At 50.9% G+C, this 14,791-nt stretch carries 12 protein-coding genes; 7 read left to right on the top strand and 5 right to left on the bottom strand.

The window, feature by feature from the left end; genetic code table 11:
- Positions 1–3: 3 nt before the first annotated feature.
- Positions 4–771: a threonine/serine exporter family protein gene (locus tag L6H70_RS01300; protein WP_236328886.1), complete on the bottom strand. Its 768-nt coding sequence runs from the start codon at positions 769–771 to the stop codon at positions 4–6.
- Positions 772–991: 220 nt separating this feature from the next.
- On the opposite strand from L6H70_RS01300, the gene L6H70_RS01305 reads away from it, so the two are divergent.
- The 5 genes from L6H70_RS01305 to L6H70_RS01325 all read left to right on the top strand — a co-directional run bounded on the left by L6H70_RS01305 (position 992) and on the right by L6H70_RS01325 (position 7,343).
- Positions 992–3,112 (top strand): chemotaxis protein CheA, encoded by a 2,121-nt coding sequence (locus L6H70_RS01305; RefSeq protein WP_236328888.1) that lies wholly within the window; start codon positions 992–994, stop codon positions 3,110–3,112.
- 84 nt (positions 3,113–3,196) lie between these two features.
- Complete coding sequence (locus L6H70_RS01310) at positions 3,197–3,697, top strand: chemotaxis protein CheW (protein ID WP_236328890.1); 501 nt, start codon at positions 3,197–3,199, stop codon at positions 3,695–3,697.
- Between the two features lie 31 nt (positions 3,698–3,728).
- Positions 3,729–5,447, top strand: a complete 1,719-nt coding sequence (locus L6H70_RS01315; RefSeq protein WP_236328910.1) for a methyl-accepting chemotaxis protein — start codon at positions 3,729–3,731, stop codon at positions 5,445–5,447.
- Positions 5,444–6,262: a CheR family methyltransferase gene (locus L6H70_RS01320; protein WP_236328912.1), complete on the top strand. Its 819-nt coding sequence runs from the start codon at positions 5,444–5,446 to the stop codon at positions 6,260–6,262. The genes L6H70_RS01315 and L6H70_RS01320 overlap by 4 nt, the downstream gene beginning before the upstream one ends.
- Before the next feature lie 31 nt (positions 6,263–6,293).
- Positions 6,294–7,343, top strand: coding sequence for a protein-glutamate methylesterase/protein-glutamine glutaminase (locus L6H70_RS01325; protein ID WP_236328921.1), 1,050 nt, complete (start codon positions 6,294–6,296; stop codon positions 7,341–7,343).
- Between the two features lie 68 nt (positions 7,344–7,411).
- On the opposite strand, the gene L6H70_RS01330 is transcribed toward L6H70_RS01325, so the two are convergent.
- Entirely contained in the window at positions 7,412–8,014 is a 603-nt protein-coding gene (locus L6H70_RS01330) for a YitT family protein (protein ID WP_236328922.1), read from the bottom strand.
- Between the two features lie 113 nt (positions 8,015–8,127).
- The gene (locus L6H70_RS01335) at positions 8,128–8,646 is read right to left on the bottom strand and encodes a DUF3231 family protein (protein ID WP_236328932.1); all 519 of its coding nucleotides are present in this window, start codon (positions 8,644–8,646) and stop codon (positions 8,128–8,130) included.
- Positions 8,647–8,828: 182 nt separating this feature from the next.
- On the opposite strand from L6H70_RS01335, the gene L6H70_RS01340 reads away from it, so the two are divergent.
- Positions 8,829–9,050 carry a hypothetical protein gene (locus tag L6H70_RS01340; protein ID WP_236328940.1) on the top strand — a complete coding sequence of 74 codons (222 nt, stop codon included), beginning with the start codon at positions 8,829–8,831 and terminating at the stop codon, positions 9,048–9,050.
- Between the two features lie 110 nt (positions 9,051–9,160).
- Here L6H70_RS01340 and L6H70_RS01345 read toward each other — a convergent pair whose 3' ends face one another.
- Positions 9,161–10,006 (bottom strand): helix-turn-helix transcriptional regulator, encoded by an 846-nt coding sequence (locus L6H70_RS01345; RefSeq protein ID WP_236328942.1) that lies wholly within the window; start codon positions 10,004–10,006, stop codon positions 9,161–9,163.
- Between the two features lie 167 nt (positions 10,007–10,173).
- On the opposite strand from L6H70_RS01345, the gene L6H70_RS01350 reads away from it, so the two are divergent.
- Positions 10,174–12,126: a glycoside hydrolase family 127 protein gene (locus tag L6H70_RS01350; RefSeq protein WP_236328944.1), complete on the top strand. Its 1,953-nt coding sequence runs from the start codon at positions 10,174–10,176 to the stop codon at positions 12,124–12,126.
- 205 nt (positions 12,127–12,331) lie between these two features.
- Here L6H70_RS01350 and L6H70_RS01355 read toward each other — a convergent pair whose 3' ends face one another.
- Positions 12,332–14,767 carry a glycoside hydrolase family 94 protein gene (locus L6H70_RS01355; RefSeq protein WP_236328957.1) on the bottom strand — a complete coding sequence of 812 codons (2,436 nt, stop codon included), beginning with the start codon at positions 14,765–14,767 and terminating at the stop codon, positions 12,332–12,334.
- Between the last annotated feature and the right edge of the window lie 24 nt (positions 14,768–14,791).

Genomic DNA, 14,791 nt, shown 5'->3' on the forward strand with positions numbered 1-14,791 from the left:
ATTTTAGAATAGCGACAGCACAAGCCCGATTCCTGTTCCAATCGCAAAAGCGGTCAGGAAAGCATCGGCTCCCTTGGACAGGCCGGAGACCAGATGCCCGGCCATCAGATCACGGACGGCATTGGTAATGAGCAGACCCGGCACGAGCGGCATCACGGACCCGATAATAATCTTGTCCATCTCCTGGCCGATACCAGCTTTAACGGACCAGAAAGCAAACAGGCCGATCAGGAATGAGGCGCTGAACTCTGCGAAGAATCTGATCTGCACAAGCCGGTGCAGATAGGTTGCAGCGGCGAAGCCTATTGCCGACGCGATGAGGGCCGGGAGGGCATCCCACAGGCTGCCCTTGAACATTACGGTGAAACATGCGCCGGTGAGGGCAGCTGCAGCGATCTGCAGCCAGGCCGGATAGGCATGCGCAGCATCGTCAACAGCCCCAAGCCGCTCGCGGGCTTCGGCTGCTGTAAGCTGGCGCTCGCTGAGACGGCGGGAGATATCGTTGACCTCCGACACCTTTTGCAGATCGGTTGTCCGCTCGGCGATCCGGAACAGCTTTACCGGCTCGGTTCTGCTCGTCGTAAACATAATAACCGTAGGGGTCACATAGCTGTGTGCTCCGGGAAAACCTAAGGCTGCTGCCATGCGGGACATGGTGTCCTCCACACGGTAGGTTTCCGCGCCGCTTTGCAGCATGATTTTACCTGCCAGCAGGCACAGGTCGATAATATCATGCGCGGAAGTATTGCTGTTATTGCTTAAGCTATCCAACTTCGTTCGATCCTCCCCTGGAGTGTTATATATATCCGATTGTCGCCGCAATTTCATAAAAGATCAACCTCAATTGCTGTTATTTACCGAAATAATAAAAATTTATTGAAAGTTTTAACTAGATATTAACTTTTTATTTCCAGTTTACGATATAAAAAGGGAGAAAAGTAAAAAAGAGAATTACGCATTCCTATTTAAAATAGGCCGAAAGGAGAATTTTATGTCAGGCTCTTTTCCGGAAGAATCACTGCTTGAGCTATTTATATTCGAAACCCTGCAATCCCTGCAGCAGCTGGAAGATTCGATCCTTGCCAGTGAGCAGCAGGATTCGCTTAAGCCAGAGGATATCAATCTCATTTTTCGCATTATGCATACCATCAAAGGCTCGGCAGGCGTGATGGGGTATACGAATATTTCCGCCTTGGCGCATGCCATGGAGGACTTATTCTTTTATCTGCGCGCCAAACCGAAAGCCCCTTATGACTGCTCCGAGCTATCGGATCTGATTCTGCAGGGCATTGATTTCACCAAGCTGGAGACGATTAAGATCAGAAACGGAGATCCGGCAGATGGGGACGCCTCTGCGCTGGCAGAGGAGCTGGCAGCCTATTTGCAATTTCTGAAAAACCGGTCTGAAAGCGAGACTGCAGAGAGGAATACGGACGTCGCGAAGCTTCAGCAGCCTGATGCAATGAGCCAAACCACCGATGCTGGTGCAGCAGGAACTTTATGTTATAGAGCTTTTCTGCGCTTTGAAGAGACTTGCCAGCTGGAGAATATCCGCGCTTTCACCGTGATTCACCAGCTGGATGAGACACTGGATTGCAATTTTACCTACCATCCCGAGGATATTATAGAAAATCCGGACAGCGCGGATGTCATTCGCCGGGACGGATTTGTGATTGTGCTGGAAACCGCTGTTTGCCGGGAAGTGGTTGCTGATTTTTTGCGGAATGCCCCTTATGTAAGCGTAATGGAGCTTGAACAGCTTCAAGAGCGGCCTTCTGCTATTCAACATCATACACCACAAATGCGAAAGTCAGAGCTGCCACTTCATACTAAGGAGTTAGCTGCACGGATGCCGGATTCTACTCTTCAGACCGCCGGCGGGAAGAAGCCTAAGGAGAGTGGACACATTCCCCCTGCACACCAGACAATGATTAGTGTCAATGTGGCGAAAATGGACAAGCTAATGGACCTGATCGGGGAACTGGTCATTGCTGAGGCAATGGTGACACAGAATCCGGATTTGGCCGCTGTGAACGGGACGCTGGACAACTTCAGCAAAGCGGCCAGGCAGCTGCGTAAGATTTCGGCTGAAATGCAGGATGTGGTCATGTCGCTGCGTATGGTTCCCATTGCTGCCACGTTTCATAAGATGGGCCGGATTGTAAGGGATATGACCCGGAAGCTGAATAAAGAGGCCACTCTTGTGATTGTTGGCGAAGAGACAGAAGTAGATAAAAATATTATTGAGCATTTGTCCGACCCGCTGATGCATCTGGTGCGCAACGCTCTGGATCATGGCATTGAATCACCTGAGGAGCGTCTCACTGCGGGCAAGCCGCGGAGCGGAACCGTGACGCTTGAAGCCAAACATTCCGGGGGGGATGTGATGGTTATGATTAGGGATGACGGCAAGGGGCTACACCGGGACAAAATTGTCCGCCGTGCTCTCGAGAACGGGCTGCTGACCCGGGATGAACGGGAGCTTAGTGATAAGGAGATCTTCAAACTGATCTTTCACCCAGGCTTTTCCACCAAGGACAGCGTCAGTGAATTCAGCGGGAGAGGTGTCGGGATGGACGTCGTTGTCAAGGATCTGGAGCAGGTCGGAGGCACGGCAACTGTAGACAGTGTGCCCGGTGCCGGGTCGACAGTGACCTTAAGAATTCCGCTAACACTTGCAATTGTTGATGCTATGAACGTTGGGGTAGGTCATTCACGGTTTTCTTTGCCGACAGCATCGATCGTCCGCTCTTTCCGGCCGAACGCCAAAGACCTGCTCCTGGATCCGCATGGGAATGAGTGGATTATGGTGCGGGGCGGATGCTATCCGGTACTCCGCCTGCACCATCTCTCGGGAACAGTCCGGAGCACAGCTTCGATAGAGGAAGGCATCCTGATCATGGTAGAAGATGAGGGACGCAGCCTGTGCCTGTTCGCAGACGAATTGCTTGGTCAACAGCAAGTAGTGGTGAAGGCGCTTCCAGATTATATTCTGAACAGTGCGGGGAGCAAGCATTTTGTCGGCTGTACACTGCTTGGTGACGGCAGCATCAGCCTGATTCTTGATGTCATCCGGTTAACCTCCGCGATGAATGCCGTTGCTATCTCTTAAGGAGGGCGGAGCAATATTCTGCATAGATTGCATTAGCTATAGCGCTTAGGGTATTAATTTCTAGATTAGTCAGGAGGTGTTCCAGTGGCTGGAAACCATGCATACGAAGAATCGCCGGAGGAGGACACACAGCGGGATAAATATCTGATTTTTTCGCTGGGCAGCCAGTTTTATGGAATCGAAATTGAATATGTGACGGAAATTATCGGGCTCCAACCGATTGCCGGAATCCCGGATCTACCGGAATATATCAAGGGTATTATTAATCTGCGGGGTAAAATCATTCCCGTGATGGATGTAAGATTGCGTTTCAGAATGGAACCGCAGCCGTATAATGACCGCACCTGTGTAATTGTAATCGATATTTTGGACGAGGTGCTCGGGTTAATTGTGGAGAGCGTATCGGAGGTATTGCCCATCCCGCCGGAGGAGATAGTGCCTGCGCCGGATTCACCGGGCAGCGGAAGGTTTGTTACACGTATCGGTAAAACCGCTCATGGAGTGAAGCTGCTTCTTGACTGTGCTAAGCTGCTCCGGGATGCCGAGCCGGAACTGCCTGGTAATGCGATTCAGCCGAACGAATAAGGAGAAGATGATGATGAAATGGTTTAACAATATGAGAATAAGCACTAAACTGATCACTTCGTTTATTATTGTCGCAATGATGGCCGGTATTGTAGGCCTCGTGGGAATTGTTAACTTGCACAGGATTGACCGAAACTATTCGGATTTGTATGTTAACTATGGAATCGGAGTGGGTGACATAGGCAAGTCCGGTATTGAGTTTCATAAAATCCGGTCCCTTACCCGTGATGCGCTAATTAACTACAAATCCCAGGATTTAAATGAGATTCTGGACAAAATTGAAACCTTGGATAAGCAGCTTGCGGCCAACCTGGACGCCTTCGAGAAAAGCATCCAATCCCAGGAAACTCGGGTTATTTTCAATAATCTGAAAGCATCTATTAATGAGTATAATCAGGTGCGTGACCAGGCGATTACAATGGCAGGCGGCGGACGGAGTGAAGAGGCGCTTGGTTATTTCTATAAGGAAGCTCTCGATAGCGTTACGAAGACGAATGAGTATATTGACAGCCTGTTCGAAAGTAAAGAGACTAAGGGATTTAAAAAGTCAGAAGAGTACTCGGATGCTGCCGCCCGGACCATTCTGATTTTGGGAATTGTTGTAACGGTAGCCGTAATTCTGGCGGTACTGCTTGGTCTGGTTGTATCCCGTATCATTAGCAAGCCGGTGGTTGAACTGGTTCGTGCGGCGGACCGGATCGCTGACGGTGACTTAAATGTAGATATCCGGAGCGAAGCGAAGGATGAAATCGGCCAGCTGTCGGCTTCATTCCGGCGCATGTCGGGCACGTTAAGTGAGGTAATGTGCAATATCCGCTCAGCATCTGAGCAGGTGGCTTCAGGCTCCAAGCAAATGTCGGAGTCGAGCATGGCGCTCTCTCAGGGTGCAACTGAGCAGGCGAGCTCCATTGAAGAGCTGACAGCATCGATTGAAGAGATTGCTGCACAGACCTCCCGGAATGCCCACAGTGCAGAACAGGTCAATGGCCTGGCTCAAGGTGCCATGAGCAATGCCGTGCAGGGCAATGCACAAATGAAGGATATGCTGGTGGCTATGGAGCAGATTAATGAGTCTTCGGACAGCATTTCCAAGATTATCAAGGTAATCGACGAGATCGCCTTCCAGACGAATATACTTGCCCTGAATGCTGCGGTTGAAGCGGCCAGAGCGGGCCAGCACGGCAAAGGGTTTGCAGTTGTAGCGGAGGAGGTGCGTAATCTTGCAGCGCGTTCTGCAGGTGCGGCTAAAGAAACTACGGCAATGATTGAGAACTCGATCAAAAAAGTGGAGGGCGGCACGAAAATCGCCTCGGCGACGGCATCCGCACTGGAGCAGATTGTCGGTGATGTCTCCCGGGTTGCCGAGATTATCGCAGAAATCACTTCGGCTTCCACCGAGCAGGCTGCAGGCATCAGTCAGATTAATCAGGGAGTCATTCAGCTCTCGCAGGTGGTTCAGACCAACTCGGCCACTTCGGAGGAAACCGCTGCGGCCAGTGAAGAATTGGCCAGCCAGGCAGAACTGATGCGTGAGCAGGTGACAAGATTTAAGCTGAAGGAGCAGGGCCAGCATGCTTTTGCCGGTATGGAGGACTTGAATCCAGAGGTTCTGCGGATGCTGGAGCAGATGTCGCGCAATAAACAGGGCATCGGAAATGCTCCGGCACAGTCATGGTCGAAGGACAGTTCCCCCGCTGTTCCTGTAACGATTGCGCTCAGCGATAAAGAATTCGGCAAATATAGCCTATGATCGCGATGACGGATATGGAGTTTGCCCAGCTTGCGGAGCTGATCAAAGCACGTACGGGTATTCACCTCAAGACGGAGAAGCGGGCGATGATGGCAGGCAGGCTCCAGAAAATTGTTCAGGACAAGGGGATGACCAGCTTCAGTGAATATTACCGCTTCCTCCAGAGCCAGGGCCGCAGTGACACAGCAGAGCTGGCTCTGCTTGTGGATAAAATCAGCACGAATCATACCTTTTTTATGCGGGAGCGCGGACACTTTGCCTATTTCCAGCAAAATGTGCTTCCTGAGCTTATGAACCGTCAGAGCGACCGGGATCTGCGGGTGTGGAGCGCTGGCTGCTCCAGCGGGGAAGAGCCATATGTGCTGTCGATGCTTATCGATGAAGCCTTCACCGGCGGCAGGAAAGGTTGGGATACACAGCTGCTCGCCACGGATATCAGCCATACGGCGCTGGAAATGGCGCGCAGGGGCAAATATGGGGCGGATGCTTTACAAGAGCTGCCCGAACGCTGGATCAAGAAATACTTTGAGCCTTCGGCGGGAGGGGAATATTCGGTGAAGCCGAATATCCGCAGCCAGGTGCTTTTCCGCAAATTTAATCTGATGGAGGAACAGTTTCCGTTTACCCGGCGTTTTCATGCCATTTTTTGCCGGAATGTTATGATCTATTTCGATCAGGCCACCCGCTACAAGCTGGTTCGTAAATTCTATGAATGGACGGAACCGGGAGGTTATCTCTTTATTGGACATTCGGAATCGCTGGAACGCGAGCGTACGGCTTACCGTTACATCATGCCGGCTGTCTACCATAAATAACAGCTGTGCTGAAGGAAAGGAGGATGCAGTTATGAAGAATACCCGGAGCATACGGGTATTGGTAGTGGATGATTCGCTGTTATTCCGGGAAGTTATCTCCCGGGGAATCTCCTCTGATCCCCTAATTGAAGTCGCTGCAAGAGCAGGAGATCCGTTTGAAGCGAGGGATGAGCTGTTGCGGGTGCGTCCGGATGTGATGCTGTGTGATGTGCAGATGCCAAAGATGAACGGCATTGAGTTCATCCGCAGGCTGCTGCCGCAATATGCGATTCCGGTCATTGTGGTAAGTGGAGTAACAGAAACGGTATTTGAGGCGATGAACGCAGGTGCTGTTGATTTTGAAGCGAAACCGGACATGAATTCACCCGGGAGTGTGCAGCATTTCCTGGAACAGCTGATTGTGAAGATTAAGAATGCTGCTCAGGCAAAGATTATAGCGCCGGTGCAGCCCGCTATGACCGCTGGGTCAGCAGTTTGGCCTGGCAATGGTATTAAAGGAAGTGCTCTATCCCTTAAGGAACGGCTGATAGTTATCGGAGCCTCGACCGGAGGCACGGAAGCCATTGCCAGTGTGATTAATGCGCTTCCGCCGGATATGCCCGGAATCATTATAGTCCAGCATATTCCACCAGTATTCTCCCGGATGTTCTCGGAGCGGTTGAACTTAAGCTCGGCTCTTTCGGTTAAAGAGGCGGAGGATGGTGATCTCGTAGTCCCGGGCAAGGTGCTTGTGGCGCCAGGAGATAAGCAGGTGAGTGTGCGGCGAATCGGGGGACAATACCGGCTGGAGTGTGCGTCCGGAGCAAAAGTGAACGGTCACTGTCCATCGGTCGATGTTCTGTTTGAATCAGCAGCGAAGGCAGCTGGCGCCCAGGTAATCGGGGTGCTGCTGACGGGAATGGGCTACGACGGGGCTAAGGGCCTGCTTGCCCTGCGCCGCAAGGGTGCGCGTACCATCGGTCAGGATGAAGCTACGTCCGTAGTCTATGGTATGCCTAAGGCTGCTTATGAGCTAGGCGCTGTGGAGAAGCAGGCGGCACTCCCCGCTATTCCCCGGCTGCTTCTTTCGATGCTGCAATAGGTGGCGCTGTTATTAACTCCGCCTATTTTACAGTAAGCAGAGTGAAAGGATAGCCGCTCAGGCATCCGTTATTTCCACGTGCTGTCGGGTTTGTTTTCAAGGGTACATAATCCCGTTGCAACGCCCCCTGAAAAGATTGTCAGGATCGAATGGAAAAAGGTTTCTTTGGAGATGAGCAGACCACCGGCCCCGATAATAAGAATATCCGTCAGAAAAATAATGACCCCTACATTCAGCGGAACATAACGTTTCAGAAATTTAGCAAGCAGATCCGTGCCCCCTGTACTTGCCTTGAATCGCAGCATCAGCCCGAGGCCGCTGCCCATCAGAAAGCCTCCGATAATAGCGCTGGAGATGGAGCCGAGTTCAATGTAATAGAGAAAATAAAACTGGAGCGGCCCGAGCAGCTCGATCAGGAATGAGGAGATCACAAGCCCGAGAATGCTGTTATAGAAAATGTCCCGCTCCTTTACCCAGGCAAGCAGAAAGATGGGGAGGCTGCACACGATGATGGCCAGTCCGATTTTTGTACCGGTTATATAATTGATAATTAAGGCAATGCCGATTATTCCGCCGTCCAGAATTTTGTAAGGGACAAGAAAAAAATTAGTTCCAGCTGCAATAAGCAGTCCCCCCAATAAAATGACGGTGTACCGCAAAAATGGGCGCATATTCAACATCTCCAAAATGAGGCATGTCTTAAAGAATATGCTTGGCCCTTACAAAAAATAGCCGGAATGCAAAAAATCCTGCTTGCGCAGGATTAGGCGGGATGCTGGGTTTATTAAACCAGCACAGGCTCCCGAGTTTTAAGCTGAAGCGGAGGCGGTACCAGCCACCCTTTCTTTTTATTCATTTTGAGCACTTGGAGCCCCAGTGCAGCCATTTGTGCATGAAATTTCATGAACATTGCCCCGAGGTCCTCACGGATTGAGGTTCCCATAGCCTGGCTGCATACCACGAGGCCTAACGAAGCGGCGGCAGAAAGCGCAGCGGCAATTTCAGGATCGGAGAACCGTGCTCCGGCGGGGATATCCTCCAGCTTCACTGATGGCCGGTCCGGGAGTCCGGGAGGAGGTGTGATCCCGTTTGTTTTCAGAAGCTTGTCACATTCCTTGATTTCCCGGTGTACCTGATCGATGAAATTATCAATGACTTCTTTCAGATCCTGATCACCTGCATGATAATGAAAGGCCTGGAAAGTGGATAAGGACATTTTGGTTGACGCAGAAAATTGCCACAGGTTGAAGATTTCCCCGTAATGCAGCGGTTCATCTTTAGAATTTCCGGATAAAACACCCATAACTAGTACAACTCCTTCACAAATAAAGTTAGGAACGTGGAGTTAGGATGTCCGGCATAACCTGTTTTATACGGAGATAAACTGATAGTGCAACATTAAGTCTTGCCGAAGCAGATAAAAAAATATATATTAACAGTAAACGTTACGAATAATATATTGCTGGCAAAGCAGGTGAACGACAGATGGACTATACATATAAAGTACTGGAGAGCGACTTGGATTTGCTGGCAGCCGCGCTGTCAGAGGTCCCGGTAGCGGTTGCCGTAAAGGAGTATGAGGATGATATTCTGGAGGATGGCGGACGTATCAGAGAATATACCCCCAATTCTGTTCGCATCCGCGGATTGTCCTACAGCCGGGAGCTATATGAATTTCGCGCCTATCCCATACTCATGAGAGAATAAACTTTTATTCCATCAAGACCCCTCAAATTAGCCTTCACTGCTTGGGCAGTTAAAGAAAGGCTGATATGGGGTTTTTTTTGGTGTTTTCGCCCGGGCAGCTGTTATCCGGATTAACGTGAATACCGCTTACGGTAACGCAACGGGGAGATACCAACCTTCTTTGTGAACCGCCTTGAGAAGTAGGCCGTGCTCTCAAACCCTGTACGCTCTGCGATCGCGGCAACAGAAAATTCCGTCTTCAGCAGCAGCAGCTTGGCCTGCTCAAGCCGGTAATCGGTCAAATATTCCATTGGTGTCAGCCCGTAGACACGCTTCATGCAGCGGGCTAAATAGTTGTAATGGAAATGCAGTTCATCGGTGAGGACCGTATTGGTGAGCGCTTCCGTATAATGATTGCGGAGATAGGCCTCCGTCTGCTCAGCTATCTCTACCGCATGACTTCCTGCCGCATCCAGCTGGGCCAAATCCATCATCCGTAGCATCTCCTCGAAGATCCGCTGCTGCTGCCATACTGCGCTTGAGCGTCTGGCGCGGTTCAGCTGGAGCAGCATTTCCGCCTGTCCGCTCCGTTCAAAGGGGTGCGGCAGCGGCCCGAACTGGGGCACACGGATCGTGTACGGAAATGTAAGGAATTGCCGGAAGTGCTCTTCCCGGCGGGCATAGACGGGGTCTCCCTCTGCAATCATCCATTCTCCGACGGTATGAAAATGAATCCATGTGAAGCTGGTTATCTCCTCACACGGCTTGGCTGAGTAATGATAACGGTCGGGCAGCAGCAGCAAGCTGTGGCCGGCAGGTACAGCCCATTCCTTCTCCTCTTCACCGATATACAGGCAGCCCTGTTCAACAATGAGCAGGTCGAATTTACCCATCGCATTGCGGTTAGGATGCTGGTCTCCAGGCTGATAGACAGTACGGTTACACTCCAGAAAATAAGGGAATGGCGGTGCCGCCAAGTGAATATATGAAGGGGCGAATAACATGAAATTCTCCTTTCAGTTTCGCATGTTCATTAGTGTGAAATAGTACAAAAACAGGGTTGCTTCTGATCCTGTTTTTTATTCATTTTACCCTCTATAATGGCAATTAGCGAGGGTAAATAAATTGCGAAGGGAAGAGGAAAATGAACAAAATTACTGAGATGAAGCTGACGCAGCCGGGGAATACAACAATCAAAGACGAGTTCTGGGGACGCTATATCCGGCTGGTACAGGATGTCGTTATCCCGTATCAATATGAGGCATTGCATGACCGCGTGCCGGAAGCTGAACCAAGCCATGCGATCGCCAATTTTGAAATCGCTGCCGGGAGAAGGGGCGGAGAATTTAAAGGCTGGGTGTTCCAGGACAGCGACGTGGCCAAATGGCTGGAGGCAGTCGGATACTCTCTGAAGCTGAAGCCTGACGCTGAGCTGGAACGTCAGGCGGATGAGGTCATCGATCTGGTAGGCGAGGCACAGCAGGAGGACGGTTATCTGAATACTTATTTTACAATTAAGGAACCGGGGAAACGCTGGACCAACCTTCAGGACTGCCATGAACTGTATTGTGCCGGTCATTTTATCGAGGCTGCAGTGGCGTATTATGAAGCTACCGGCAAAGATAAGCTGCTGAATATCATGCGTAGGGTAGTTGATCACATTGATACTGTCTTTGGCCCGGAAGCCGGGAAGCTCAAGGGCTATGACGGGCACCAGGAAATTGAACTTGCACTCGTGAAGCTGCATCGGCTTACGGGGGATGAGAAGTACCTGAAGCTCAGCAGCTTCTTTATCGACCAGCGCGGACAAGCGCCCAATTTCCTGCAGCAGGAATGGGAGGGCCGGGGGCAAATCACGCATTGGAGCGGCAAAACAAATGATATTGATCTTTCTTATCTTCAGGCGCATCTTCCAGTCCGTGAACAGAGTGTTGCCGTAGGACATTCCGTCCGTGCAGTCTATATGTATACGGCCATGGCGGACCTGGCACTGCTTAACGGAGACGGGGCGCTGCGCGAGGCTTGTGTACGGCTATGGAATAATATGACGGAGAAGCAAATGTATATCTCAGGAGGCATCGGCTCTACGCATCATGGTGAGGCATTCACCTTTGATTACGATCTGCCTAACGATACGATCTATGCAGAGACCTGTGCTTCTATCGGATTGATCTTTTTTGCACAGCGGATGATGAGACTTGCTCCCGAAGCCCGGTATGCGGATGTGATGGAGCGGGCGCTCTACAACAATGTGCTCGGTTCCATGGCCCAGGACGGCAAACATTATTTCTACGTGAACCCGCTTGAGGTATGGCCGCAGGCCTGCAGCTGCAATCCTGGCAAACATCATGTGAAACCGGAGCGCCAGGGCTGGTTCGGCTGTGCCTGCTGTCCGCCCAATGTAGCGCGGCTCCTGACTTCGCTGAATCAGTATATCTACACAGTACATGGTGATACGCTCTATACGAACCTGTATATCGGTAGCGAATCGAACTTCACGCTAGGCGGGACCGAAGTGGCTATCACCCTGGAAAGCCATTTCCCGTGGGAGGGAAAGATTTCGATGAAGGTGAATCCAGAACAATCCGGGGATTTCGGCATCGCACTGCGTATCCCATCCTGGAGTGTTGGGGCAGAGATCAGGGTGAATGGAGAAGCAGTGAATGTCACCGAGAGTCTGGAACAGGGCTATGCAGTTATCCGTAGAACATGGAAGGCAGATGATGTGATTGAATTGACACTTCCTATGGAAGCGTACCGTGTCTATGCCCATCCAAATCTGCGTGCTGATGCCGGGAAGACAGCCATTCAGCGCGGGCCGTTGGTATATTGCCTTGAAGGTGCTGACAACGGCGAGCCGCTGAGCTCTATTTCCTTAAGTAAATCCGGAGGCTTTACGGAAACCTTTGATGGGGGACTGCTTGGCGGAGCCGTAGTGGTCAAAACAACGGGCTACCGTGTAGATGAGCAGAGCTGGAATGACGGACTTTATAGCAGAACCAAGGCAGCAGAGCAGCCGGTAGAAGTAACGGCCATTCCATATTATCTATGGGGCAACCGCGGCAGCGGTGAGATGAAGGTATGGATACCGGAGTAATGCCTGAATAGCTGAATTGCGGGTCATCGGAGAAACTCAGCAACTTCTGCTGCGGTGCCAGCGACTAATGAACATCCGGGGAAGTTTTGGCTTACAAGTTCAGGTAGCACAACAATAAACAACCCGGTTGTACCGCCTCAGCGGACATCCGGGTTGTTTGTTGTGGAATTATTAGCTCAGGTGTGAGTTCCGCCCGTATAACTGCTTAACCAAGAACTACAACCACTTGGTGAACAGCACCATCACCAACAGGGGCAATGATGTTGCCTTCAACAGCTGTGCCGTCAAGTGTCAGGCTGGCAACACCCTTGGATACATGGTTCGGGTTCTGGATGCTGATGACATAAGTGTCTCCCCGGAAGACGCGGGTGATTTCGAAGCCGTCCCACTCAGCAGGGATACAAGGATCTACTTTCAGACCGGCAAAGTCAGCCTGGATACCGAGAATGGATTGGGTAATAGCTACATAGTTCCATGCAGCTGTACCAGTCAGCCAGGAGTTCTTAGCTTCACCATGACGTACGGCATCTTTACCTGCGATCATCTGCGAATACACGTATGGCTCCATACGGTGTACTTCACTGATGTCTTCCAGATAAGCCGGAGCGATCTTTTTATAGATTTCGAACGCTCTGTCACCATGGCCGAGCACGGTTTCAGCAATCATGATCCATGGGTTGTTGTGGCAGAAAATACCGGCATTTTCTTTGTAGCCCGGAGGGTACGTAGAAATTTCACCCAGGTTCAGATAGTACTTGGAGTACGGAGGCTGCTGCAATACGATACCGTATTCAGTATCCAGACGTTCCTGCACGGAAGTCAGGGCTTTTGCAGCTTGACCTTCTTCTACACCGATACCTGCCATTACGCACATACCTTGCGGTTCGATGAAGATCTGGCCTTCTTCGTTTTCCTTGCTGCCGATCTTATCGCCGTAGTGGTCATAAGCGCGCAGGAACCAGTCGCCGTCGAAGCCGTGTGTCAGCGTAATTTCACGCATGTTGTCGATCTTCGCAACAGCATCTGCAGCCACATCATCAAGACCGCGCATACGGCAGATTTCTGCATAGTCCGGTCCAACGAAGACGAACAGACCTGCGATGAATACGGATTCCGCAACGCCGCCTGCAATGTTCTCGGTTGTCTGGAACGATTCGCCCGGCTCGGTGGAGAAGCAGTTCAGATTCAGACAGTCATTCCAGTCTGCGCGTCCGATCAGCGGCAGGCCATGAGGTCCGAGGTTGTTCGTTACATGCTCGAAGGAGCGTTTCAAGTGCTCGAATAGAGTAGCGGTGTTATTAGGATCGCTGTCGAAAGGAACCTGTTCATCGAGAATCGAATAATCTCCGGTTTCCTTGATGTAGGCAGCTGTTCCTGAGATCAGCCAAAGCGGATCATCATTGAAGCCGGAACCGACTTCGTTGTTGCCCTTCTTAGTGAGCGGCTGGTACTGGTGATACGCACTGCCGTCAGGGAACTGGGTAGCGGCAATATCGAGAATACGTTCTCTGGCACGTTCAGGAATCTGGTGTACGAAGCCGAGCAAGTCCTGGTTGGAATCGCGGAAGCCCATACCGCGGCCAATCCCGGATTCGAAGTAGGAAGCGGAACGGGACATGTTGAAGGTAACCATACATTGGTACGGATTCCAGATGTTAACCATACGGTTAAGCTTGTCATCACCGCTTTGAATCTGGTATTTGGACAGCAGGTTATCCCAGTGTGCAGCAAGTACCGCCAGGGCAGCATCTACTTGAGCATCTGTAGCGAACTGTTCAATAACAGCCAGCGCCGGTTTTTTGTTGATGACATTCAGGGATTCCCATTTCTCATCTTCCGGGTTCTCGATGTAGCCGAGTACGAAGATGAAGCTTTGCTCTTCGCCTGGTTCCAGCGTGATTTCCAGAGCGTGGGAGCCGATTGGCGACCAGCCGCTTGCTACGGAGTTGGTTGCTTCACCTGCTGCTACAGCCTGTGGAGCGTCCAGGCCATTGTACATACCCACGAAGGATTCGCGGTCGGTATCAAAGCCGGCGATTTCTTTATTTACAGAATAGAAAGCGTAGTGGTTTCTGCGCTCGCGGTATTCCGTTTTGTGATAGATAACAGAATCCTTCACTTCAACTTCACCAGTGCTCAGGTTGCGCTGGAAGTTGGTCATATCATCATTGGCATTCCACAGACAGAATTCGGCAAAAGAGAACAGCTTAACTGTCTTTTTCGCGGAGCCGGTGTTCTTCACAACAAGGCGGTGTACTTCAGCATTATGGCCCATTGGTACAAAAGCCAGCTGATTTACGGAGATCCCGTTACGTTCGCCAGTAATGGAAGTGTAACCCAGACCATGGCGGCATTCGTAGAAATCAAGATCGCGTTTAACCGGCATCCAGCCCGGGGTCCAGAAATCGCCGTCGTCATACAGATAGTAGTAGCGTCCGCCTGTATCCAGCGGAATATTGTTATACCGGTAACGGGTAAGTCTTCTCATGCGGGCATCGCGGTAGAAGGTGTAACCACCGGCAGTATTAGAGATCAGGCCGAAAAATTGCTCATTACCGAGGTAGTTAATCCATGGGTAAGGTGTTTTAGGAGTGTTAATTACATACTCTTTACGAGTGTCGTCAAAAGTTCCGAATTTCATTAGAGGAAAGTCTCCTTTCAATTG

The sequence above is a fragment of the Paenibacillus auburnensis genome, from assembly GCF_927798115.1.
Lineage (GTDB): Bacteria > Bacillota > Bacilli > Paenibacillales > Paenibacillaceae > Paenibacillus_AQ > Paenibacillus_AQ auburnensis.

Bases quoted from the DNA above. Each gene is read 5' to 3' on its own strand.
- L6H70_RS01305 (WP_236328888.1), top strand. From the start codon at position 992: ATGTCAGGCTCTTTTCCGGAAGAATCACTGCTTGAGCTATTTATATTC.
- L6H70_RS01315 (WP_236328910.1), top strand. From the start codon at position 3,729: ATGAGAATAAGCACTAAACTGATCACTTCGTTTATTATTGTCGCAATG.
- L6H70_RS01320 (WP_236328912.1), top strand. From the start codon at position 5,444: ATGATCGCGATGACGGATATGGAGTTTGCCCAGCTTGCGGAGCTGATC.
- L6H70_RS01325 (WP_236328921.1), top strand. From the start codon at position 6,294: ATGAAGAATACCCGGAGCATACGGGTATTGGTAGTGGATGATTCGCTG.
- L6H70_RS01330 (WP_236328922.1), bottom strand. From the start codon at position 8,014: ATGCGCCCATTTTTGCGGTACACCGTCATTTTATTGGGGGGACTGCTT.
- L6H70_RS01335 (WP_236328932.1), bottom strand. From the start codon at position 8,646: ATGGGTGTTTTATCCGGAAATTCTAAAGATGAACCGCTGCATTACGGG.
- L6H70_RS01340 (WP_236328940.1), top strand. From the start codon at position 8,829: ATGGACTATACATATAAAGTACTGGAGAGCGACTTGGATTTGCTGGCA.
- L6H70_RS01350 (WP_236328944.1), top strand. From the start codon at position 10,174: ATGAACAAAATTACTGAGATGAAGCTGACGCAGCCGGGGAATACAACA.
- L6H70_RS01355 (WP_236328957.1), bottom strand. From the start codon at position 14,767: ATGAAATTCGGAACTTTTGACGACACTCGTAAAGAGTATGTAATTAAC.